Origin of the sequence: Tistrella mobilis (genome assembly GCF_039634785.1) — a bacterium.
Lineage (GTDB): Bacteria > Pseudomonadota > Alphaproteobacteria > Tistrellales > Tistrellaceae > Tistrella > Tistrella mobilis.
The window spans coordinates 1-24261 of record NZ_JBBIAB010000027.1 but is presented as its reverse complement, the minus strand read 5'-3'; the positions used below and the strand labels follow the sequence as shown (position 1 = coordinate 24261).

17 protein-coding genes are annotated in these 24261 nt (G+C 67.3%); 13 read left to right on the top strand and 4 right to left on the bottom strand.

From position 1 onward, the window contains the following. Positions 1-34: 34 nt before the first annotated feature. The 4 genes from WI697_RS24155 to WI697_RS24140 all read left to right on the top strand — a co-directional run bounded on the left by WI697_RS24155 (position 35) and on the right by WI697_RS24140 (position 3839). Positions 35-2017 (top strand): AsmA family protein, encoded by a 1983-nt coding sequence (locus tag WI697_RS24155; protein ID WP_345960220.1) that lies wholly within the window; start codon positions 35-37, stop codon positions 2015-2017. 152 nt (positions 2018-2169) lie between these two features. Further along, positions 2170-2460 (top strand): PepSY domain-containing protein, encoded by a 291-nt coding sequence (locus WI697_RS24150; protein ID WP_296713948.1) that lies wholly within the window; start codon positions 2170-2172, stop codon positions 2458-2460. A 3-nt stretch (positions 2461-2463) separates the two neighbouring features. Further along, entirely contained in the window at positions 2464-3021 is a 558-nt protein-coding gene (locus WI697_RS24145) for a cytochrome b/b6 domain-containing protein (protein ID WP_345960219.1), read from the top strand. Between the two features lie 203 nt (positions 3022-3224). Beyond that, entirely contained in the window at positions 3225-3839 is a 615-nt protein-coding gene (locus WI697_RS24140) for a potassium channel family protein (protein ID WP_345960218.1), read from the top strand. A 14-nt stretch (positions 3840-3853) separates the two neighbouring features. On the opposite strand, the gene WI697_RS24135 is transcribed toward WI697_RS24140, so the two are convergent. Continuing rightward, a complete protein-coding gene (locus WI697_RS24135) occupies positions 3854-4879 on the bottom strand; it encodes an aldo/keto reductase (protein WP_345960217.1) in 1026 nt (341 codons plus the stop codon). A 127-nt stretch (positions 4880-5006) separates the two neighbouring features. Then, positions 5007-5480 (bottom strand): low molecular weight protein-tyrosine-phosphatase, encoded by a 474-nt coding sequence (locus WI697_RS24130; protein WP_345960216.1) that lies wholly within the window; start codon positions 5478-5480, stop codon positions 5007-5009. A gap of 175 nt (positions 5481-5655) precedes the next feature. Here WI697_RS24130 and ppc point away from each other — a divergent pair, with 175 nt between their 5' ends. From ppc to WI697_RS24105, 5 genes are all read left to right on the top strand, one after another. Further along, positions 5656-8433 (top strand): phosphoenolpyruvate carboxylase, encoded by a 2778-nt coding sequence (gene ppc / locus WI697_RS24125; protein WP_345960236.1) that lies wholly within the window; start codon positions 5656-5658, stop codon positions 8431-8433. A 20-nt stretch (positions 8434-8453) separates the two neighbouring features. Further along, positions 8454-9353 (top strand): LysR family transcriptional regulator, encoded by a 900-nt coding sequence (locus WI697_RS24120; protein ID WP_231889520.1) that lies wholly within the window; start codon positions 8454-8456, stop codon positions 9351-9353. Between the two features lie 92 nt (positions 9354-9445). After that, positions 9446-10915 carry a proton-conducting transporter transmembrane domain-containing protein gene (locus tag WI697_RS24115; protein ID WP_345960215.1) on the top strand — a complete coding sequence of 490 codons (1470 nt, stop codon included), beginning with the start codon at positions 9446-9448 and terminating at the stop codon, positions 10913-10915. Further along, on the top strand, positions 10908-13376 hold the full coding sequence (locus WI697_RS24110) for a DUF2309 domain-containing protein (protein ID WP_345960214.1): 2469 nt from the start codon (positions 10908-10910) through the stop codon (positions 13374-13376). The genes WI697_RS24115 and WI697_RS24110 overlap by 8 nt, the downstream gene beginning before the upstream one ends. A gap of 46 nt (positions 13377-13422) precedes the next feature. Beyond that, positions 13423-13779: a P-II family nitrogen regulator gene (locus tag WI697_RS24105; RefSeq protein ID WP_014743937.1), complete on the top strand. Its 357-nt coding sequence runs from the start codon at positions 13423-13425 to the stop codon at positions 13777-13779. Between the two features lie 189 nt (positions 13780-13968). On the opposite strand, the gene WI697_RS24100 is transcribed toward WI697_RS24105, so the two are convergent. Further along, positions 13969-14979, bottom strand: coding sequence for a LacI family DNA-binding transcriptional regulator (locus WI697_RS24100; RefSeq protein WP_062768614.1), 1011 nt, complete (start codon positions 14977-14979; stop codon positions 13969-13971). 276 nt (positions 14980-15255) lie between these two features. Here WI697_RS24100 and ptsP point away from each other — a divergent pair, with 276 nt between their 5' ends. Genes ptsP through WI697_RS24085 form a run of 3 tightly spaced genes read left to right on the top strand, consistent with a single transcriptional unit; the run spans position 15256 to position 20592 of the window. Next, complete coding sequence (ptsP, locus tag WI697_RS24095) at positions 15256-17799, top strand: phosphoenolpyruvate--protein phosphotransferase (protein WP_345960213.1); 2544 nt, start codon at positions 15256-15258, stop codon at positions 17797-17799. Beyond that, positions 17796-18776: a 1-phosphofructokinase gene (gene pfkB, locus WI697_RS24090; RefSeq protein WP_062768620.1), complete on the top strand. Its 981-nt coding sequence runs from the start codon at positions 17796-17798 to the stop codon at positions 18774-18776. The genes ptsP and pfkB overlap by 4 nt, the downstream gene beginning before the upstream one ends. 34 nt (positions 18777-18810) lie before the next feature. Next, a complete protein-coding gene (locus tag WI697_RS24085; protein ID WP_345960212.1) occupies positions 18811-20592 on the top strand; it encodes a PTS fructose transporter subunit IIC in 1782 nt (593 codons plus the stop codon). A gap of 36 nt (positions 20593-20628) precedes the next feature. On the opposite strand, the gene WI697_RS24080 is transcribed toward WI697_RS24085, so the two are convergent. Continuing rightward, positions 20629-21330: a cysteine hydrolase family protein gene (locus WI697_RS24080; protein WP_062768626.1), complete on the bottom strand. Its 702-nt coding sequence runs from the start codon at positions 21328-21330 to the stop codon at positions 20629-20631. Between the two features lie 197 nt (positions 21331-21527). Between WI697_RS24080 and WI697_RS24075 the strand changes: the two genes are divergently transcribed. After that, a complete protein-coding gene (locus WI697_RS24075; protein ID WP_345960211.1) occupies positions 21528-24251 on the top strand; it encodes an SIR2 family protein in 2724 nt (907 codons plus the stop codon). Positions 24252-24261 lie beyond the last annotated feature (10 nt).

The window sequence follows — 24261 nt, the reverse complement described above, 5'->3', positions numbered from 1 at the left end:
GACCGTATCCTGGTCCCCGGGGAGAGAGGCGCGGATGATGAAGAAGATCCTGATTGCAGTTGGGGTGCTGGTGGTCGTGCTGGCCGGCGCCGCGATCGCGGCCCCCTTCCTGATCCCGACCGAGGCGATCGTGCAGCGGGTCACCGCCGAGGTGGAGGCCCGCACCGGGCGCAAGCTGGTGATCGAGGGGGATGTCGGGCTGAACGTTCTGCCCGATCTTGCGGTCCGGGTGGACGGCGCCCGCTTCGCCAATGCCCCCTGGTCGGATGCCGGCGACATGGCGCGTATCGGCCAGCTTCAGGTCGAACTCGCCCTCTGGCCGCTGCTGTCGGGCGATGTTCAGGTGCGGCGTTTCGTGCTGGACGAACCGGTGATCCGGCTGGAGCGCAACGCCGATGGCGCGGCCAACTGGCAGATCCATGCAGGCGGGCAGACGAGCACGGGCACCCTGACACCGGCGGCACCCGCGGCCGGCGGGTCGGCCCCGGCTGCGCCGGCTGCAACGCCGTCTTCCGGTGGCGGGCTTTCGGGTCTCAGCCTCGGCGAGGTGAAGATCACCAACGGCACGGTCATCTACACCGATGCCATGAGCGGCACCGACGAGCGGCTCGACGACGTGAACCTGACCCTTGCCGCCCCCGATCTCGAGAGCAGCCTGACGCTTGCGGGCGATGCCAGCTGGCGGGATCAGCCGGTGACGATTTCGGCCGAGGCGGGGCAGACCCGGGCGGTGCTTGAAGGCGGCAAGACCCCCGTCAGCCTGGATCTCGGCCTGGGTGAGGGCAAGATCCATCTCGCCGGCGATGCCGATCTTGGTGCCTCTCCGGGCTTCAACGGGACGGTCGGGCTGTCGCTGCCCGATCTCCGGTCGATCATCGCCGCCGCGGCCCCCGGGCCGGCCCTGCCGGATGGCGTCGCCACCCGGCTGAACCTCGACGGCCGGATCGACGCCACGGCGACGCGGGTCGCCCTCACCGACATGAAACTGGGTGTCGACGACATCAAGGCCACGGGCTCGCTCTCGGCCGATATCGCGGGGCCGCGCCCGAAGATCACCGCCGGGCTGACCACCGGCGATCTGGTGCTTGATCGCTATGTCGCAGGCGGATCGGAGCCCGGTGCCGGGAACGGCGCGGCCGGGACGGACAAGGCCGCGGGCGGCTGGAGCGACGATCCGATCGATCTCTCCGCCCTGGGGCTGCTCGATGCCGATGTCACGCTGAATGCGACTTCGGTCAGCCTCGGCGATACCAAGCTGGGGGCGACCGAACTCCGCCTGGCCCTCGATGACCGGCGGGCGCGGATCGAGGTGCCGAAGACCACGCTTTATGGCGGCAGCGGTTCGGCGACCATCGGCCTGGACGGCCGGGCGGCGCCTGCGTCGATGAACGTCGAGGCCACCTTCAGCGGTCTCGACATGTTGCCGCTGCTGAAGGCGGCCGCCGGTTTCGACCGTCTGGAAGGCAAGGGCCGGCTGGAGGCCGATCTGACGGCGCGCGGCAACAGCCAGCGTGCCCTGATCGGGTCGCTCGGCGGCAAGGGGCTGTTCGAATTCACCGACGGCGCGATCCGCGGCATCAACATTGCGGCGCTGATCCGTGATCCGACCGGCGCCCTGCGCGGTGATACGGCCGATGCGCGCAAGACCGATTTTGCCCGCCTGGCCGGGACCTACACCCTCGACAAGGGCATCCTGACCAATCGCGACGCCGAGATGCAGGCGCCGCTGCTGCGGGTCGGCGGGCAGGGGGCGGTCGATCTGCCGGCGCGGCGGGTCGACTATCGCATCGAGCCCAAGGCCGTGGCCAATCTGGAAGGCCAGGGCGGACAGACCGGGCTTTCTGGCGTGATGGTGCCGGTTCTGGTTCAGGGTCCCTGGGACAACCTGTCGTTCCGGCCTGATCTGGAAGGGACGGTCAAGCGCACGCTCGAAGATCCCGACGCCACGCGCAAGGCGCTCGACGACGTGCGCTCGGGCAATTTCGGCGATGCGCTGAAGGGGCTTCTGGGGCGCTGAGATCGTCCCGGGCGCGGGCCGTAAGGATCGCGCAAGCCGTGGGTAAGTGGGGTGAAAGCCCGCATGGGTAGGCTGATGACGTGGCGCGGGACGGTGCCGTCTGCGCCGCCACATCGGATCAGCTTCCCCACTGCCCTCTGGAGTCTCTCCCCATGTCGTTTGCTCGTCTGTTTGCCGCCGTTGCGGCCCCCGCCGCCGTTCTGACCATCCTGGCCGCACCGGCCCTGGCCAGCACGACCTGCACCAGCGCCCCCAAGGACAAGTGGATGTCCGAAGACCAGATGAAGGCGAAGATCGCCGAGATGGGCTACAAGGACATCCGCACCTTCAAGACCACCAAGGGCAATTGCTACGAGATCTACGGCCACGACAAGGAAGGCCGGAAGGTCGAGGTCTATTTCGACCCGACCGACGGCCACATCGTGAAGCAGGAGATCGATTGAGCCATGGCTGCGGGGATCGAGGCGGCCGCACGGCCGGGCGGGCCCGGGGTCCGGGTCTGGGATCCGGTCGTGCGTGCCTTCCACTGGATGACGGTCGTGGGCTGCGTGCTCGATCTGGGGCTGCTTGAAGAAGGCGAAGGTCCGCATCGTCTGGTCGGTTATGTGCTGGCGGCGGTGCTGGCCATCCGGATCATCTGGGGGTTCGTGGGCACGCGTCATGCGCGCTTTACCGACTTCGTCCCCGCGCCGCGCCGGCTGATCGGCTATTTTCGCGACCTTCTGGCTGGCCGCGCCCGAGACTATGTCGGGCACAATCCGGCAGGTGCGGTCATGATGCTGGCGCTGATGGCCCTGCTGGCCGTGGTCACGGTGACCGGCATCATGACGACCACCGATACCTTCTGGGGCGTCGATTGGGTGGAAGGGCTTCATGAGGCCGCGGCCGAGGCGATCATTCCGCTCGCCCTGGTCCATGCTGCGGTTGCGATCCTGGAGAGCCTGTTCGGCCGGGTCAACCTGGTTGCAGCCATGGTCACCGGCCGCAAGCGCTGGCGCCGCTGAGCCGCTCCGCCCGGCTGCCCCTATCTGCTGTCGCCGCATCGCCGCGCCCCGCGCGGCGGTGCGGTTTTTTTCGGCAGGGGGCGCCTGAAAAGGCGGGATCGCATGCACCTTGGTCGGCAGCACTTTGCGGCCGGTGGCGACGGCGCTAGGCTGTCGAGCCACCCTTGCCGGTGGCAGATCGCCCGTGCCCGGAGCCGCCCTTCATGACCGAAGTCGACATTGCCCCTGATATTGGCGTCAGCCTCCAGCTCGTGGTTGCGACGGCAGCGATCCTCGGCAATATCGCACTGCATACAATTGCGACCGTCGCAGTGATCGCCGGGCTCCGGCGCTTCGAGCCGACGATGTCGAAACTGTTGGGCGATGCCTTTATTGCGGTTCCGATGATGGTTGCGGCCGCCACCCTGGGGATGCTGGTCGCCCATACCATCGAGATCTGGGGCTGGGCGGTGATGCTGCTCTGGCTGGGCGAGTTCTCGAACCTCGAATCCGCGCTCTATTTCTCGGTGGTGACCTTCAGCACGCTTGGCTATGGCGATATCGTGCTCGACCACCAGTGGCGGCTGCTGGGGGCGATGGCCTCGGTCAACGGTATCATCCTGTTCGGCTGGACCACCGCCGTGGTGGTGGCGGTGCTGACCAGCGCGATCGAGCGCCATGACGAGCGCCGGTCGGCGCGCAAGGCGCGAGAGGGCCAGCCCGAAGGGCATCATGCCTGGCAGCCCTGGCATCCGCATGCCCCGTGGCGGCCGCATATTCAGGACGTGCGCCACCGCGCCGACCATATCTCGGACCATAACACCGGCGCGGGCGACTGATCGGGCCCCCGCGCTCAGGGCACCGGCGGCGGGTTGCGGGCGGCCATGGTCCGCTGCTGATGCCAATAGGGATAGGGTGGGCTGACGGCGCTGGCGGCGTCGAGGCGGGCGATCTGGTCGGTGTCGAGCATGATCTCGCCTGCCGTCAGATTGGCCGCCAGCTGTTCCGGCGTGCGGGCGCCGATCACCAGTCCGGAAATCCCCGGCCGGCCCAGCAGCCAGGCGAGGGCGAGGCAGGGAACGCTGTGCCCCGTCTCGGCCGCCAGGGCCTCGAGCACGTCGGTGATCGCATAAAGCCGCTCGTCCGGCACCTGCCAGCTGGCATCGGTCGCGGCCCGGCTGTCGGCCGGTGCCGGTCGGTTGCGGCCGACACGGCCCGAGAGCCGGGCCCCGCCGAGGGGGCTCCAGACCAGGGTACCGACCTTCTGGTCGAGCCCGAGCGGCATCAGCTCCCATTCGGCATCCCGGGCGACGAGGGAATAGTAGACCTGGTGCGCCACCGGCCGTGGCAGACCCAGGCGGTCGGCCGCCGCCAGCATCTTCATCAGGTGCCAGCCGGAATAGTTCGAGACCCCGGCATAGCGGATCTTGCCGTCGCGGATCAGCGTATCCAGCGCATGCAGCATTTCGTCCACCGGCGTCACCGCATCGAAAGCGTGAAGCTGGTAGAGGTCGATCCGGTCGGTGCCGAGCCGCTTCAGGCTCGCCTCGCAGGAGGCGATGATCCGGCTGCGCGAGGTGCCGAGATCATTGGGGCCGGGCCCCAGCGCCATGCCGGTCTTGGTCGCGATCAGCAGCTGGTCGCGCCTGCCGCGGATCGCCTCCCCCAGGATTTCTTCCGACCGGCCGAGCGAGTAGCTGTCGGCGGTGTCGAACATGGTGCAGCCGGCATCCAGCGCCAGATCGACCAGCCGGGTGGCCTCCGCCACCCCCGTCTCCCCCCATTTGCGGAAGAACTCGGTGCCGCCGCCGAAGGTGGCGGTGCCCAGGATCAGTGCCGGGACCTTCAGCCCCGAACCGCCGAGCGTGCGGTATTCCATGGATCGTCCTCCCCGGTTGCGGTCTGCCGCGCAAGGCGGCAGACCTGCAGCAGAGCGGAAGCGGGCGGCCGGGTCACCCCCAAATCGGCCGGGGAGCAGCCTGAGCGGAATTCACCCTGGTGGGGGATCAGCCCTGGCGCAGCCGCGCCACCAGCCCCTCGGCCCCGGCCGTGACCTGGGCCCAGGTGAGGTCGAAGCCTGCGTCTGCGCCGTAATAGGGATCGGCCACCGCCTGCCCAAGCCGGCCGGGGACATGATCCAGCATCAGCGACATCTCTGCCGTGGCCCCGGCGGGGGCCAGTCGGCGCAGCGCCTCCAGATTCTCGTGATCCATGGCGACCAGGTGGGTGAAACGGGTGAAGTCGGATCCCTTCACCTGACGGGCACGATAGCCGCTGATATCGATGCCGTGACGGGCGGCCACGGCCCGGGCCCGTCCGTCGGGCATCTCTCCCGCATGCCAGCCGCCGATGCCGGCGGAGTCGATCACCACCTCCAGCTCCGCCGCCGCGGCCGCCCGGCGCATCGCGGCTTCGGCAAGAGGAGAGCGGCAGATATTCCCCAGGCAGACGAACAGAATGGCGGGCGGCGTGGTGGTCATGATCGGGGTCCGGTGACGGTGGCTGGCATGAAGCTTTCTCTGCCGCATTGCGGCGAAAGGAGCAAGTCTCCGCCTTGTGATGCCGCGCCGGCAGCCTTACCAATAGATGGAGGCGGTGGCGGATGGCACGACCCCGCGGAAGAGCAGGGAGCAGGGTGTGAGCGACGACGACGGCATGACGCGCGGTCCCGCCAGGGCGGCCAACGGCAACGGCTCCGATGCAGCCCTGAAGGACGACATCCGCTTCCTTGGCCGGATCCTGGGCGACATCGTCCGCCTCAATGAGGGGGCGGAGGTCTTCGATCTGGTGGAGCGGATCCGCCAGACCTCGATCCGCTTCCATCGCGACGAGGATCGTGCCGCCCATGACGAACTCGATGCGCTGCTGGGTGGCATGGACACGGTGCAGGGGCTGAAGATCGTCCGCGCCTTCAGCTATTTCTCCCATCTCGCCAACATCGCCGAGGATCAGGACCGGTTGCGCCAGTCGCGCGCCGGCATGCCCGATGGCGACGGTCCGGCGGCCGGAACGCTCGACTATGCGATGGCGCGCGCGGCGACCGAGGGGCTCGATCCCGATCGGCTGGCGGCCTTTTTCGACACGGCACGGGTGGGGCCGGTGCTGACCGCCCATCCGACCGAGGTGCGCCGCAAGAGCACGCTGACGCGCGAGGCGGAAATCGCCCGCCTGCTCGACCGCCGCGACCGCGAGCGGCCGCAGGGCGAAGAGGCGGCGGCGATCGAGGAAGAGGTCACCCGCGCGGTGCTCACCCTCTGGCAGACCGCCATGCTGCGCCGCACCCGCCTGACCGTGATCGACGAAGTGGTCAACGGGTTGAGCTATTACGACGAGACCTTCCTGACCGAGGTGCCGGCCGTTCATGCCCGGGTGGAAGACATGCTCGCCCGCCGCGCCGGCAGCACCGCCGAGGCGCGGGCGGGTGTCGCCTCGTTCCTGAAGATGGGCAGCTGGATCGGCGGCGACCGCGACGGCAACCCGTTCGTGACCGCCGACGTGCTGCGCACGACCATGCGGCTGCACACCCGCCAGGCGATGAAATTCTATCTTGCCGAATTGCACGAGTTGGGGGCCGAACTCTCGCTGTCGGCGACGCTGGTGCCGGTGAGCGACGATCTGGCGGCACTGGCTGCGGCCTCGCCGGTGACGCCCGAACATCAGCGCCAGGAACCCTATCGCCTGGCGGTGGCCGGCATTCATGCCCGGATGGCGGCGACGGCGGTGGCCCTCGACGCGGCCGATGCGGTGACCCGCCCGGTGCCCGTGGCGCCGCGCTATGCCGATCCGGCCGGGCTTGCCCGGGATCTCGACGTCGTTTATGAGAGCCTGGTGGCCAATGGCTCGGTTCTGCTCGCCCGCGGCCGGCTGCGGCGTCTGAGGCGGGCGGTCGACTGTTTCGGCTTCCATCTGGCGGTGCTTGATCTGCGCCAGAATTCGGCGGTGCATGAGCGCACGGTGGCCGAGCTGCTGGAGGTGGCCGCCCCCGGCACCGACTATCTGTCGCTGGACGAAGAGGCACGCATCGCGGTTCTGGAGCGCGAGCTTGCGACCACCCGGCCGCTGGTATCGCCCTTTGCGGAATACTGCGAAGAGACCACCGCGGAACTCGCAATCTTCGCAGAGGCGGCGGCGACCCATCGCCGCCTCGGGCCCCAGGCGATCGAGAACGTGATCATCTCGAAGACCGATGGGGCTTCGGACCTGCTGGAACTGGCGCTGCTGCTGAAGGAGGTCGGGCTGGTGCGGCCCGACGGGACCGCCGCAGTGAATATCGTGCCGCTGTTCGAAACCATCGCCGACCTCAGGGCCGCGCCGCAGATCATGCGGCGGGTCTTTGCCTGCCCGGCCTATCGCCGCCTCGTCGCCTCGCGCGATGAGATGCAGGAGGTCATGCTGGGCTATTCCGACAGCAACAAGGATGGCGGCTTCGTCACCTCGCGCTGGGAACTCTACAAGGCGGAGACGGAGCTGGTCGCCTGCTTCCGCGAGGCCGGGGTGGCGCTGCGCCTGTTCCATGGGCGCGGCGGCTCGGTCGGTCGGGGCGGCGGGTCAGCCTATGACGCGATCCTGGCCCAGCCGGCCGGCGCTGTGGGCGGCCGGATCCGGGTCACCGAACAGGGCGAGATCATCTCAAGCAAATACGCCAATCCGGGCCTTGGCCGGCGCAACCTCGAAACCTTCGTCGCCGCCACGCTGGAAGCGAGCCTTCTGCCGCAGCCGGCCTGCGCCGATCTCGAGGCCGACATGGCGGCGATGGAAGAGCTGTCCGACACCGCCTTTGCCGCCTATCGGGCCCTCGTCTACGAAACGCCCGGCTTTGAAGACTATTTCTGGGCCTCGACCGTCATCACCGAGATCGCCTCGCTCAATATCGGCAGCCGTCCGGCCTCGCGCAGCCGCACGCGGCGGATCGAGGATCTGCGTGCGATCCCCTGGGTGTTCTCGTGGTCGCAGTGTCGGGCGATGCTGCCCGGCTGGTACGGGTTCGGGGCGGCGGTGACCGCCTGGCGTGACCGTCATGGCGATGCCGGGCTCGACCGGTTGCGGCGGATGTATCGCGACTGGCCCTTCTTCACCACGCTGCTGTCGAACATGGAGATGGTGCTGGCCAAGACCAGCATGGCGATCGCCTCCCGCTATGCCGAACTGGTGCCCGACGAGGCGCTGCGCGAGGCGGTGTTCGGCCGGATCCGTGCCGAATGGCAGTCGTCCGAGGCGGCACTTCTGGCGATCACCGGTCAGACGATGGTGCTGGAGCGGACGCCGCAGCTGGCGCGGTCGATCCGCGACCGCTTCCCCTATCTGGATCCGCTGAACCATGTTCAGGTCGAAATGTTGCGCCAGCACCGGTCGGAGGCGGGCAGCGACCGCCATCTCTCCGGCATCCATCTCACCATCAACGGGATCTCGGCCGGGCTGCGCAACAGCGGCTGACCCCGCAGATCCGGGGAGGCATGTCTCCGGTGCATGACATCGACACCGCGCTGCTGCGCAGTTTCGTTTCTCTGGCGGAAACGCGCAGCTTTTCGCGCACCGCCGAACGGGTCGGACGGTCGCAATCGGCCGTCAGCACCCAGATCCGCAAGCTGGAGGATCTGGTCGGCTGCACCCTGTTCGACCGGGACAAGCGCAATGTCCGCCTGACCCGCGAGGGCGAGGTGCTGCTGGGCTATGCCCGCCAGATGATCCGGCTGTCGGATACGATGCTCGACCGGTTCCGTACGCCCGAGATCGCGGGCGAGGTCCGCTTCGGCTCGCCCGAAGACTTTGCCACGCGCTATCTGCCCGAGATCCTGGCGGCTTTCGCGGCTGCACATCCCCGCATCCGGCTGGATGTGAACTGCGATCTGACCCTGCATCTGATCGACGGCCTGAAGGCCGGGCGTTACGACCTGATCGTCATCAAGCAGGATCCGGACGATCTGCATGCCGACAGCATCCGGCTCTGGCGGGAACATCTGGTCTGGGTCGGCGGACCGGAAATGAGCCCCGAGACCCCCTTCGCAGAGGTGGCCGAGGCGGCATCCGCCGACCCGCTGCCCCTGGTCCTGTCGCCGCCGCCCTGCGTCTACCGGGCCCGTGCGACCCGCGCGCTGGCCGAAATCGGCCTGCCCTGGACGGTGGCCTATTCCAGCCCGAGTTTTGCCGGTGCGGTCGCGGCGGTGAAGGCGGGGCTGGGCTTCACCGTGCTGCCCCGGACCATGGTGCCCGAGGGGTTGGTGGGGTTCGATTCCCGCCGCGGATGGCCGGCGCTCAGCGATGCCGAGATCTGCCTGCTGTCGGTGCCGCGGCCGGATCCGGCCACCGATGCCCTTGCCGGCTTCATCCGGGAACGGGTCCAGACTTATCGATAAACGTGATAAGATTGATTAGATAAATCCGTTTCACGGATTTTTCTGCATATGCGAAAAGCGGTCACGTCCCCACGCAATGGAGGTGTCCGCAGATGACCGGTTTTCAGACAGCGACCCGCAGCGTTCAGTCCCTGCCGCAGGCTCCCGGCCGTCGCCCGGGGCTTCGTCATCTGACCGGCGCTGCCGCGCTGGCGGCAGTGGTTGCGCTTGTGGCGCTGCCGGTCGGGGACGGCATCGTCCTCGGCCCGCTCACCATCGACAGGGCAGCGCTCTTCCTGGCCACGGCGGTGCTGGGCCTGTCCGCCCTGGTCCAGGGCTTCGCCTGGCGCTACATGGACGGTGATCGCGACCGTCGCGGCTTCGATCTCCGGCTCGGCATCCTGACGCTTGCCGCCCTGGTCCTGGCCGCCGCAGACCACATGCTGGCCTTCCTGGCCGCCTGGTCGGTGGTGGCGCTGGTGCTGCCGCGGGCGATCGGCCACGCCCGGGGCTGGGCGGCTGCCGATGCCGCGGCGTCCCTTGCGCGCCGCAGCCTGATCGGCGGCACGGTGCTTCTGGGGGTCGGCCTGCTTCTGCTCTGGCTGGCCACGGGCGGGCACCGCTTCTCAGGCCTCGCAGCCGGGCTGCCTGCTGCGGATCCGATGATCATCACGCTGGCGGCGCTGGCCCTGGTGGCTGCGGTGGTGGTGCAGTGTGCGCTGCCGCCCGCTCATGGCTGGCTGATGGCCTCGATGACCGCGCCCACCCCCGTCTCCGCCTTCATGCATGCGGGCCTGGTCAATGCCGGCGGCATCCTGATGCTGCGGACCCTGCCGGTCTTTGAAGCGGTGCCGGCGGCAACCGTCGCGGCCTTCGCCATGGGCAGCCTTGCGATGCTGATCGGGGCGGCCGCGTCCCGGGCCCAGACGGGTGTGAAGCGGGGGCTGGCTGCCTCTACCAGCGCGCAGATGGGCTATATGACGGTTCAGGCCGCGCTGGGCTTCCCCGGCGCCGCTCTTGCCCATCTCGTTCTGCACGGGCTCTACAAGGCGAGCCTCTTCCTGGGGGCGGGCTCGGCGCTGGCCGGTGCCCATGCACCCAGGGCGTCGGTGCCGGTGACGGCGTCCCGCCTGATGCTCGCCTGGCCTGCGGCCATCGCCGCCGGCGCCGGCTTCGCCCTGGTGACCGGCAAGCTCGACGCCACGCTTGGGGGCCGGGCCGATACCGGCGCCATCCTGGTGGCGATCGCGGGGCTGGCCGGGCTGCAGCTTGCAACCGGTGTGCTGCGCACCGGCGCCCGGACCATGGTGGTGCTGCTGGCGCTGCCGGTGGCGGCCCTGATCGCCGGCGGTCTCTATGGCGCCGTCATCCTGATCGTCGATGCCCTGACGGGCGTCGCGGCGGCACCGCAGCCGCTCGCCCTGTATCACCTTCTGCTGCCGGTGGCGCTGCTCATGGGCTGGGGCGGAATCGCCCTCGGCCTCGATCGCCGGGCCGCCGCTGCCTGGACCTTCTTCGCCACGGCGGCGCGGCCCGCCGCTGCCACCACCTCCTCCGTCACGAAGGGTGCTTCCCATGCCTGAGACCGCACGGCTCCTGGCCGAGATCGAAGCCGCTGCCGCCTGCATCGCTCCCTGGCGGCCCCTCCACACCATGATTGCCATCAACCCCCTTCAGGGGCTTGAGGATCTGCCCTTCGAGGCGGCGACCGCCGAGGCGGCCCGGCTGTTCGGCGGCCGGCCCTGGCCCGATGCCGGGATGGTGGCCCCGGCCCTGGCGGATGGCCGGATCTCGGCCCCGGTGCTGACGGTTGCGGCGCTGCGCCATGGCCGGCCGGAGCTGGCCGACCCCGACCGGTTGATCAAGGCCCTGCAGCACGAGGTCGTGCCCGGCCGGCGGGCGGCCACCGGCGCCGCCGCAGATCTCGACCGGCTGACCGGCTTCTGGCTTGCGGCCTTCCTCGACCAGGGGCAGGCGACATGGGCGATGCCGGATCGGGAGCTGGGCTTCTACCGGGCCTGGCGGCGGCTGGCCCGCCATGATCGGGCGATCCCCGAGCGGCGGCGGATCGACCAGCTGCCGGACGATCCGGCGGTGCTGGTCCACCAGCGGTTGGCCGGGTTGGACATCGCAACCCGCGAGGGGATCATCCGGGCCCATCTGGTGGCCCTGCCGGGCTGGGTTGCGCATCTGCGCTGGCGGGTGGCCGAAGGGGGGCATCATCCCTGGAACGCCGTCGCTCCCGCCTCTCTGCTCGACTATGTGGCGGTGCGGCTGGCACTCGCGGATCTGCTGGGGGTGACCCTGCCGCCGGTCGCGGCGCCGGCCGGGCCCGCGGACAGGCGGCTGCGCGCGCCGGCCGGTCTGGTGGCGCTGGAAGCCTGGGAGGAAAGCCACCGCCAGCGGCTGCTGACCATGCTGACCGCCACCCCGCCCGCGGCGGATGCTGCGGGGGCGGACCAGCCTCTCGGCCAGATCGTTCTCTGCATCGATGTGCGCTCGGAAGTGCTGCGGCGGCATCTGGAGGCGACGGGCCCCTGGGCGACGCTGGGCTTCGCCGGCTTCTTCGGCATCCCGGTCGCGGTGCGGCCCTTCGGCGAGGATGACCCCCATGCCTCGTGCCCGGTGCTGCTCCGGCCCCGTCATCTGGTCGACGAACACCCGCTGCCCGAGGCGGCGGATCTGGCGGCGCGGCACCTTGCCGGCCGGCGGCGGCTGGGCGGGCTGAAGTCTCTGGTCAAGGAGCTGAAGGCGGGCGTTGCCGGCAGCTTCGGCTACATCGAGGCGACGGGCCTTGCCCATGGTGCGGCCATGATGCTGCGCACGCTGAGCCCCCGGCTGGCGGAGCGGCTGTCCACCGGCTTCGGCCGGGCCGTCATGCCTGAGGTGCCGGTGGTGCCGGGCCTGGATCTGCATCACGACCATGATCATCACCACCACCACCACCATGACGACGCTGAGGATCTGATCCTGGGGCTGTCGCCTGCCGAGCAGGCCTTCTTCGCCGAGGGGGCGCTGCGGGTGATGGGCCTGACCAAGGGCTTCGCCGAGCTGGTGGTCTTCTGCGGTCATGGCGGTCATACGGTCAACAACGTCTTCGCCTCGGGCCTCGATTGCGGCGCCTGCGGCGGCAATCGGGGCGGGCCCAACGCCCGGATCCTGGCGGCGCTGCTGAATGCGCCGGCGGTGCGGGCGGCGCTGGCGGAGCGGGGCATCGTGATCCCCGAGACCACCCGCTTCCTGTCGGCAGAGCACGACACCACCACCGATCGGGTCTCTCTCGATCCCGATCCGGTGGCGGCGTCCCGGCAGAGCTTCCGGCGGCTCCAGGCCGATCTGGACCGGGCGCGGCGGGCGGCGGCTGCCGAACGGGCGTCGCACCTGACCGATGCCGATCCGGCCGATCCGGTCCGGGCGGTGGAAAAGCGGGCCGCCGACTGGTCCGAAGTCCGGCCCGAATGGGCGCTGGCCGGCAATGCCGCCTTCATCGTCGGCGATCGGGCGCTCACCCGCCATCTCGACCTTGGCGGGCGGACCTTCCTGCATTCTTATGACTGGCAGGCGGATGCCGACGGCCGGCTCCTGGAGGTGATCCTGACCGCGCCGATGGTGGTCGCGGAGTGGATCAACACTCAGTATCTGTTCTCGACGCTCGACAACGACACCTGGGGGGCAGGGTCGAAGACCATCCACGATCCGGTGGCGGGTCTCGGCGTGCTGAAGGGCAACGGCCCCGATCTCGCCGTCGGTCTGCCGCTCCAGTCGGTGATGGTGGCGGACGGGCAGATCCGGCACGAGCCGCTTCGGCTGATGGCCGTGGTCCAGGCGCCGCGCGCCCGGGTGGAGGCGGCCATCGAACGCCATGCCGTGCTCTCCACCCTGTTCGACAATGGCTGGGTCGCGCTCGCGGTGCTCGATCCCGAAACCGGATGCAGCTGGCGGCGCGACCGCAGCGGCACCTGGCTGCAGGCGCTGCCCGAACAGGCACCCGAGGCGATGTCCGAGAGTGGTGCCCTTGCCTCCGCCACCCCGATTCCGGCCTGAACCGATGTCAGATCCGACCCCGATCCGATCCCGAGGAGACGTACCCATGACCGACGCAGCCGCTTCCGATCAGATCCTGTTCCACCCGCTCAAGAAGATCGAGATCATCGTCATCGGTGAGACCGAGCCCTTCGTCCGGCGCCTGCTCGACGACTCGGGCGTCTCTGGCTACACCCTCATCCGCGACGTCGCCGGCAAGGGGCATCACCGCTTCCAGGAGGGGCGGCTGCTGTTCAACGACCAGGCCAGCCTGGTGATGCTGCTTGCCGTGGCGCCCGAGAATGCCATCCGCCGGATCGCCGCCGGCCTGGCGCCGCTCTTCCGCAAGCAGTCGGGGGTGATGTTCATCTCGGATGTGCAGGTGGTGCGCCTGGAGCATTTCACCCGGCCCGAGGCCGGATAATCCTGGCGACCCGCGGCGATGAGGCCGGTGGACGGTCAAAGCATGGATGTGCACGTGGCCCCCGGGCCACGTGCACCTGTGCGTTTGTCGAAGGCCGGTTGGTCGCGGTCGCAGACATGACGGACATGCCCTCCACCGCCGGGCATGGCGTGCGGCACGAAAAAGCCCGGCGGGGCCGGGCTGAAGGGGTCAGTTTGCGACGGCGCGCAGCCGGGCGCCGGTGGAGCCGCGCAGGATTGGCCGGCCCGAGAGCACCATTTTGCGGGCCGGGCCGCCCGGGCGCTGCAGCCTGTCGAACAGCAGCGACATGGCGGTGGTGCCGATTTCGTGCACCGGCTGTTCGATGACGGTCAGGCCGGGGCCGACCAGGCTGGTCCAGGTCTCGTTGTCGAAACCGGCAACCGCCAGATCATGCGGCATGCTGAGCCCCAGCCGGCGGACCGCACGGGCGACGCCCAGCAGAAGCTGGCCGTTGCTGGCGATCAGCGCATCGGGGCGATCGGCCGACTGCATCCAGTCCAGCAGCTCCGCCTCTCCCGCATCGGCGGTGGGCGGAACGAAACGGGCGGGGGCCGGCAGACCGCGGGTGGCGAGGGCCGCGGCGAAACCGGCATGGCGTTCGATGCCGGTGGTGCTGGTGTTGCCGAACAGGCCGCCGATGCGGCGATAGCCCTGTTCCATCAGATGCGAGACCAGGGTGTGGGCGGCGGCGGCATTGTCGAGCACCACGGCATCGTGCAGGCCCGGGGGGCCGACGCGATCGATCAGCACCGCCGGGAAGTCGAGCGCGGTCTGCGACAGGGCCTCGGCCGAGGTGCGGGTGGGTGCGAAGATCAGCCCGGTCACCCGTTCCTCCTGCATGAGGCGCAGATACATCGCCTCTTTCTCAGGGTTCTCGTCGGTGTTGCATAGGATGACCCGCATGCCGGCCTCGTAGGCGGCATCTTCCACGGCCCGGCTGACCGCGGTGAAGAAGGGGTTGCGGATGTCGGACACGATCAGGCCGATCGTCCGGCTGTGCTGAGAGCGCAGCCGGCGGGCCGAAAGATTGGGGCGATAGCCGGTGGCGCGGATCGCCGCATCGACCTTGTCGCGCAGCTGCGTGCTGACGGGGCCGCCGGTCAGCACCCGCGACACGGTTGCGACCGAGACCCCGGCTTCGCGGGCGACATCCTTGATTCTGGCCTTGAGCGTGGACATAGCCTGAAATCGTTTTCAGTTCCGTAAACCGGATTTTCGCCCATCGGCTGGCGGAATGCAAGCATTTGCTGCAGTGCAGCATATGTGTGAAAGGGTGCTGCCTTGACAGTGTTTGTGTAATCGATTTCAATTCACCCCGAGGTGCCGTCCGGCACGAAAATTCCGCACGCCCCAAGCCGGCCCCGCGGGCCGCCGGGGCCGTGCCTGTCGACACGCCCGGTGGCCCCGACAACAGGGGCGGACCCAGACGGCCGGGCAGGGGAGGAAGACCAGACGATGACGCCAGCCCCCGAGCCCTTCGCGCCGCCGGCCGACGGCGCCGCCGCCATCCGCCGCGATCTCATCCGGCTGGGGGCCGCCCCTGCCGACAAGGCGACAGCCATCCGCGAGGCGGCGCAGATGCTGGTGGCCGCCGGCGTCTGCGCACCGGCCTATGTCGACAGCATGCTGAAGCGCGAGGCGGTGGCGAACACCTTCCTGGGCGCCGGCGTCGCCATCCCCCACGGCATGGTCGACGACCGCGCGCTGGTCCATGGCAATGCCGTGGCGGTGCTGCAGGTGCCGGCGGGCGTGACCTGGAATGACGGCCAGACCGCCCGCCTGGTGGTGGCGATCGCCGCCAGATCCGATGCCCATATCGCGATCCTGCGCCGCCTGACCCGGCTGCTGAACGATGAGGCGCGGCTGGCCGAACTCACCCGCACCAGCCGTGCCGAAGACATCATCCGGGCGCTGTCGGGCGAGGATCTGCCCGCCACTGCGGCGGGAGAGGCGACCGATTTCGCCGAAGGCTTCGACTGGACGGTCGACTACCCGACCGGCCTTCATGCCCGCCCCGCCTCTGTCTGGGCCGATACGGCCCGGCGGTTCCAGGCCCGGATCCGCATCCGCCATGGCGGCGAGGCGGCGGACGCCAAAAACATGATCCCGCTGCTCCAGCTTGGCCTGAAGCAGGGCGACAGCGTCCGGGTTTCGGCCGAAGGGGCCGATGCCGCCCGGGCGCTGCAGCAGATGAAGGCGGTGATGGACCGTCTGGGGCAGGAAGAACGGGCGGCAGCCGCCCGTGCGGCCGAGCGGGCCGCCGCACCGGTTGCCGGCTGGACCCCGCCCGCCGATGCCGGGCTGGTGCCGGTGGCGGGCCTGCCCGCCGCACCCGGCCTCGCCATCGGTCGTGTCCATGTGCTGGCAGCGGGGCCGATCACCGTCCCGGACCGGCCGGTTTCGCTGATCGAGGGCGGCGATGCCCTCCACGGTGCATTGCAGCTGACCCGCGAGCAGCTCAAGGTTCTGGCCGACGATACCTCCCGCCGGCTGGGCGCTGCGGAAGCGAAGATCTTCGAGGCCCAGGCCGAACTGCTGAACGATGCCGATCTGGTGACCCTTGCCTGCCAGCTGATGGTCGAAGGCCATGGCGTCGCCTGGTCGTGGCACGAGGCGGTGGAGCGGCTGGCCGGGCGGCTGGCGGCCTCAGACAATCCGGTCCTTGCCGCCCGGGCCGCGGATCTGCGCGATGTCGGCCGGCGGGTGCTGCTGCGGATCGAGCCGGGCCTCGCCCAGGGCGGCATCGGTGACCTGCCCGAGGGGCCGGTGATCCTGCTGGCCGCCGATCTCTCGCCCTCCGACACGGCCGGGCTGGATACGGGGAAAGTGATCGGCCTCGCCACCGCCCAGGGCGGCCCCACCTCTCATACCGCGATCCTGGCGCGCACGCTGGGGCTGCCGGCGATGGTGGCCGGAGGCGGTGCGCTGCTCGACATCACCCCCGGCACGCAGGTGATCCTGGATGGTCAGGCCGGGCGGCTCTATGTCGAGCCGTCGGATGCGGCGCTTGCCTCCGCCCGGGACTGGGCCGACGAGCAGGCGGCGCTGCGGGCGCGGGCGGCGGAGGAACGCGGCCTGCCGGCACGGACGACCGACGGCCACACCGTCGAGATCGGGGCCAATGTCAACCGGCCCGATCAGGTGCCGCTGGCGCTGGATCAGGGGGCCGAGGGCGTCGGCCTGATGCGCACCGAATTCCTGTTCCTCGAGCGTGACCGCACGCCCGACGAGGACGAGCAGTATGCCTTCTATCGCGACATGGCCGCGGCACTCGACGGCCGGCCGCTGATCGTGCGGGCGCTCGATATCGGCGGCGACAAGCAGGTGGCGCATCTGCATCTGCCGCATGAGGAGAACCCTTTCCTGGGCGTGCGCGGCGCCCGGCTGCTGCTGCGCCGGCCCGATCTGCTGGAACCCCAGCTGCGTGCGCTCTATCGCGCCGCCCGCGAGGGCGCGAAGCTTTCGATCATGTTCCCGATGATCACCTCGCTGGGCGAGGTGCTGGAGCTGCGCCGGATCGCCGACCGCATCCGCGCCGATCTCGATGCACCGCAGGTGCCGCTCGGCATCATGGTCGAGGTGCCGTCGACCGCCGTGCAGGCGGATGTCTTCGCCCCCCATGTCGACTTCTTCTCGATCGGCACCAACGATCTCACCCAGTACGGCCTGGCGATCGACCGGCAGCATCCGGATCTGGCCGCCGAGGCGGACAGCCTGCATCCGGCCGTGCTCAGGCTGATCCGGATGACGGTCGAGGGGGCCGCCCGTGCCGGCCGCTGGGTCGGTGTCTGCGGCGGCATCGCCGGCGATCCTTTCGGCGCGGCGCTGCTCTCAGGCCTTGGCGTGCGCGAGCTGTCGATGACGCCGCGCGACATTCCGGCGGTGAAGGCCCGGCTGCGCGGCCTGGACCACGGGGCGCTGAAGGCGCTGGCCGAAGAGGCCCTTGCCGCCGGCACCGCGGCCGATGTCCGGGCGCTGGAGGCGAGGCTCGGGGCATGACGGCCGCGATCATCACCGTCACCCTCAACCCGGCGATCGACCAGACGATCGTGATCGACCATCTGGTGCCGGGAGAGGTTCATCGGGCGAAGCGGGTGGAACGCAGCCCCGGCGGCAAGGGCGTCAATGTCGCAAGCTGCCTGGCCGATTGGGGGCTGCGGGTCACCGCGACCGGCATTCTGGGGCGCGACAATGCTGCCGCCTTCGACGAGATCTTCGCCGCCGGCCGCATCGCCGACCGCTTTCTCAGGGTGCCCGGAGAGACCCGGGTCAATGTGAAACTGGCCGATCTGGCCGCAGCCGACACCACCGATATCAACCTGCCCGGCCTGGCGGTCGGGGCCGCCGATCTCGGCCGGTTGCGCACCGTGCTCGACGAGGTGGCGGGGGCCGGATCGGTGGTGGTGCTGGCCGGCAGCCTGCCTTCTGGGGTGGCGGTCGGGATCTATCCCGATCTCTGCCGCAGGCTCCGCGCCCGCGGCGCCCGGGTGGTGCTGGATACGAGCGGTGCGCCGCTCGCCACCGCCCTGGGTGCCGACGAGGATGCGCTGCCCGACTGCGTGAAACCCAACCGGGACGAGCTTGCCGCCTGGGCCGGCCGGCGGCTCGAAACCAGGGCCGATCTGCTGGCGGCGGCGCAGGGTCTGGTGGCGCGGGGGATCGCGCTGGTGGTGGTCTCGATGGGGGCAGAGGGGGCCCTGTTCGTGACCGCCACCCGCGCGATCCATGCCGGCCTGCCGCCCGAGCGCGTGCTGAGCACGGTGGGGGCGGGCGACGCCATGGTTGCCGGCATCGTCGCCGCCCATGCGGAGGGGGGGGATCTCGAACGGATCGCCCGCGCCGGCACCGCTTTCGCCGCGACCAAGCTTGGCCTTGTGGGGCCGCATCTGCCGGGGCGGGGCGTGGTCGAGGCGGCCATGGCCCGCGTGCATCTGGCCGAGGCCGATATCGCCGACCGTCTTCAGGTCCGGAACTGATCCGCTGCCGCCTCTCGCGGCAGAAGGGGGAAACATGTCGAAACTGGTGGCCGTGATCACGGCCGAAGAGGCCGGGACCGAACGGCTCGGCACACGGGCGGTGCTGGCGGCCGAAGCGCTGCGCAAGCATGCCCATGACGGCGGTCATGCGATCGCGATCGAATTCCACGACGGCGAGACCGCCCGCGATGTGCTGGCGGCTGCCGACATCGCCGATGCCGATGCGGTGCTGGCCATCGGCGGCAACGGCGGTGATCCGCGCTTTGCCGGCAAGGCCGTGACGGCTGCAGGCGTCGACGACGTGCTGCGCGACCCGGCGGCGGTGCTCACCCGCGCCCTGGCGGGGCAGGCGGCACCCGCCCCGGCGGCGGCCGCTGCTGCGCCACAGGCCGGCGGCCGGCGGATCGTCGCCATCACCTCCTGTCCCACCGGCATCGCCCATACCTTCATGGCCGCCGAGGGCATCCTTCAGGCGGCGAAGGCGCTGGGGCACGAGGCGCGGGTGGAGACCCAGGGCTCGGTGGGGGCGCGGGACGGGCTGACCGCCGAGGAGATCCGCGCCGCCGATCTGGTGATCATCGCCGCCGACACCCAGGTCGACCTGTCGCGCTTCGACGGCAAGCGGGTCTATCTCTCCGGCACCAAGCCTGCGATCAATGACGGTCAGGGGCTGATCAACCGTGCTTTCGCCGATGCCAGGGTGCAGGGCAAGGGTGCCGCGGCCCCGGATGATGCGGCACCGGCTGCGTCGAAGGCGGCGGGCGCACAGGGATCCGGCCGCACGGGTCCCTATCGTCATCTGATGACCGGCGTCTCCTTCATGCTGCCCTTCGTCACCACGGGCGGCCTGCTGATCGCGATCGCCTTCGCGCTGGGCGGCATCTATGCCTATGAGGACGCCAATCAGGGCACGCTCGCCTATGCCCTGTTCCAGATCGGCGCCAAGGGCGCCTTCGCGCTGATGGTGCCGGCGCTCGCCGGCTATATCGCCTATTCGGTCGCCGACCGGCCGGGCATCGCCCCGGGCATGATCGGCGGCATGATCGCCACCCAGATCGGCGCCGGCTTCCTGGGCGGCATCGTCGCCGGCTTCATCGCCGGCTACGGCACCGCCTGGCTCAATCGCAACATCCGCCTGCACAGGAATCTGGAGGGGCTGAAGCCGGTCCTGATCCTGCCGATCCTGGGCTCGCTGCTCACCGGGCTGCTGATGCTGTTCGTGGTGGGCGAGCCGGTGGCGCAGCTCCTGGCGACCCTCAGCGACTGGCTGCGCAACATGCAGGGCGGCAGCGCCATCCTGCTCGGCCTGATCATCGGGCTGATGATGGCCTTCGACATGGGCGGCCCGGTCAACAAGGCCGCCTATGCCTTCTCCACCGGCCTGATCGCCTCTGAAATCTACGGGCCGATGGCGGCGGCCATGGCGGCCGGCATGACCCCGCCGCTCGGCATCGCGCTCGCGACCAAGCTCTTCCCCGGCCGGTTCACGGGTGACGAGCGCGAGGCGGGCAACGCCGCGGCCGTGCTCGGCCTCGCCTTCATCAGCGAGGGGGCCATCCCCTTCGCCGCGCGCGATCCGTTCCGGGTGATCCCGTCGCTGATGGTCGGTTCGGGTCTTGCCGGCGCCATCTCGATGGCGGTGGGCGCCCAGCTCAAGGTGCCCCATGGCGGCATCTTCGTGTTGCCGATCCCCAATGCCGTGGTTTCGCTCGGCGGCTATCTGGTCGCGCTGATCGCGGGCACGGTGGTGACCGCGATCATGCTGCGCATCCTGAAAAAGCCGCTGGCCAAACCCGCGGCACCGGCCGCGGTTTAAGCCGGTCTGCCTTGGGGCTCGCGGGCGGGATGGCGATCATCCCGCCCGTTTTTTTGCAGCGGGCTGCCGCTCCTGCCAGGCGCCGAGCAGATCCTCCGCATCGGCGACCAGCCCCAGATGCATGGCGACGATCTTCAGCGATGCGGCTTCCAGATCCTCGGTCGTGCCCGCCACCAGATCGCGCAGCACCGTGACCCGATAGCCCATATTGGAGCCGTCGAAGGCGGTGTTGAGCACGCAGCAATCGGCCAGGCAGCCGTTCAGGATCAGCGCCTCGACGCCCATATTGCGCAACAGGAAGTCGAGATCGGTGGGGTAGAAGGCCGAAAGCCGCTTCTTGCCCGAAACCACCAGATCGCGATCGTCGACCTCGGTCACGAACTCCGTCCAGCGCGAGCCTTCGATCGCATGGCCGTCGGAATTGGGGATCGGGCCGACATGAAGCGGGAACACCCGCCGCCAGGCCGATGGAATGCCGGCGATGTCGTCGACGCCCCCCTTGCGCAGCGTGCTGCGGACATGGATCACCGGCACGCCGGCCGCCCGCGCCGCGGCGTGAAACCGGTTCACGCCCCCGACGATCGCCCGCGCCCTGGGGGCGGGGCAGGGGCAGTCGGGATCATCCTCCAGATGGCCCCGATGCAGATCGATCGACACCACCGCCGTGCGGCCAGGGTTCAGATAGTCGTCGAACCCGGCGCCCAGCGGCTGCCGGGCACCATCGATATAGACATGCATCACGCGCAGACTCCCCTGTGCGGCGCGACGATCCGGATCGCCGCGCCAGCATACGCAGGGGTGCAGGCGATGGTAGATGGCGCGGGGCGGGACATCCAGCCCCGGCCTCTGGTCGCGCACGTTTTACCTCGGGCAACGGGGATACGAATTTCGATTCAGGCAGTTTATTCCACTATAAATAGAGTGACCATTTAATCATGATATCGATACCGGTATTGGCGCGGGATGTTCTGGAGGGGGCAATGACACAAGAGGCAGGCAAACCGGAGGCGTTGGAGAAGGACTGGGCTTACAACTACACGCGGGTCGAATCGACATTCGACCCGGCGGATATCGAGCAGCAGGGGCGCCTGTTGCTCTACCGGGCCCTCAATGTCGGCAATCTGGTGGCACTGGTCGGATCTGGGGTGTCGACCAGCTACGGGCGCGTGAGTTGGACAGATCTCTGCATCGACCACCTCCGGGTCATTCAAAAGATCAAACTTGATAGCAGTGGCCCGCATGCTGAGCGCATCAAAAACCGCCTGACGACGATTCTTGATCATGTCGAGAAGCGCGAATGGAGAGGGGGCGATCTGACATTTGCGCTCGAGATTTGCGAACATTTCTGGCTGTCGCTTTCCGATGAAGATCTGACCAAGGCTGCGACGGCCGCGAATCTCCCACTGGACATGGATGCGAGAGGGCGTGGCGCGCGGGGTCGCTCGCTCTTCAGGCGCATGATCATGCGCGAGGTTATTGATGAACATCGCTTCATCGAGAAGCTGCTTGACCAGGCGGGCCTGAGGGAATTCCGCGGCTCTCCACAGCACCCGTCAGTCCTTGACGGCATTTTAGGGGAGGCGGCCCCGTTGTCCCGGACCGCCTCTGAGCGTAGAAATCGCAATTATGTGAAAATATTCGGAAGGGAATCTGCTAATAAATTAAACAAAATATGTCAAAAACATAAGAATGATATATCTAAAACTACGGAATTGTCGTCTAAATTAACAGAATTACTTCTTGGGATGTCTCCTGGGGAAATTCCTGTTTCAGGGTATTTTATTGTATCACTTCTTTATAGTTCACTCCTTCAGGACAAAAATAAACTATCAATTTTGAATATTTGTAATGAATTCGAGGAAATATGGAAGAATTCAGGCGATTCTACATGGCGATCCAGGAGTAGCATGGTGCCTCTCGCGCTTGATCAGTTGCACATGATGGCCTTTGATCTGGAGGTCAAGCGCTTCGCCACTCTCAACTGGGATCTTGAGATCGAACGTTTCTTCCAGGATCTCGGGTTCCAGATTCCGGAAGGTAGTTATCTCGCAACAGGTGAGGATTCAGTCGAACGGATCGGCCCGCTCGGCGGCAGAGCCAGGGACATGACGCTTCCGCCGGCGCAGGTGACCAATTTAATCGATTTTGGGTTTGATGCCGAAGATTATAATCTTCAGGTCATTCATCTTCATGGCCGTGCGACACAGGATGATGATCTTGTAATCACGAGCACGGATTATCAGCGCGCTTATGCGGGAGATCATCAGCGGAATATGCTCTTCCGGCAAGGGTTGGACGTCACCTTTGGCGGTAATCCGGTGCTTTTTGCGGGCATCGGGATGGAAGAGGCAGATGTCTTGCGGCCATTTCGCGAATTCGTTGCACGACGGCCATATAAAAGCCGCCCTGTTATCGTCATACGGGACTCGAAATCTTCTATTTCTGCGCGAGAGGCGTTTGCAATCAAGAGTTTTGTAGAGTATGGGATCTATCTGATCCACTATGGTGAATTTCCAGAAGATGAAGAAGATCTAGTATCAAAACTTGTAAAAAATGAAAGCCTTTTATATTTAGTGGATTCTCTATTAATTTTTCTTAGGACGATTCGTTTTGGTGATGAAGAAGAGAGATCAAACTTGTATATTATGAACCGCGGATCTGAAGATTTCGAACGACACTTAGAAATTTGGAAGAAATTGAATTCATCGTATAGTTCAGAATATATAACAAAAAAAGAAAATATATCGAAAGAAATTTATAACTATTTTATTTCAATAATAGAAATTATCTACAGATTTATTGAATTTTTGAAATTGATTTCGAATGAAGAATTCAGCGAACAGCGCGCTAATCATATTCAACATTATATTAATACATTTTGCAATGGTATAATGGGATTGGCTGAGCACATATCAATTGTCGTTTTGCTCCATCAGGTAAAGCGGGGGTGGGGGGATTGGAAACGGGGTTGGCGAGAATTGCCGGCAGATCGCTACACGGCAGTGCGTTTTCATCAGGAGAAGGGCAGTTCTGGCAACAAGCCCGATCGGATATCGTTCGGGCGTCATCGCGTCGATATACAGGTCAGCCTGGCAAATACGTTCGACAAGAACGAACTGTGGCGCGGAATGAAGATGTCGATGCGTCGTCCGTGGCTTGATCGTCCGCGGCGTGTCTTTATCATATCGGCCACTCGTGGAATGGGGCGTGGCTATTTATTCTGCCTCTTGTCCCGAATGGCGCTTCATAATGACTCTCCGTATCCGGTTTCGTTTTTTGTGAATTTGAATTTTTCATCTGAAATTGCGTCCGTTCTGGACGGGTTGATCGATTTTATTGCTTTTGCGGAGGAATATGCCGCGCATGGTTGGGGTTGCCGGAATTGTTCGACTGGATCGCCTCTTGATGGCGATCTTTGGCACAATATGCCAAGGCTGTCTCGCCTGGAGAGTGCAATCCAGTTGCGGAGAAAAAAGAAAAAACGCGTTCTGATCTCAATAAATGCTTTCGATGTACTTTGGCATCCCGCTGGATACCCTAAAACCTCTGAGCCCGTCCGGAAGGTTATTGAATCCGGTGAATCCGTTGTGATTCTCTGCCGCGCCAGAGGAAACGGGAGCGGACAGAATGTGGACGACGGAAACCCGCCGGGTTTATGAACGGCCTGGC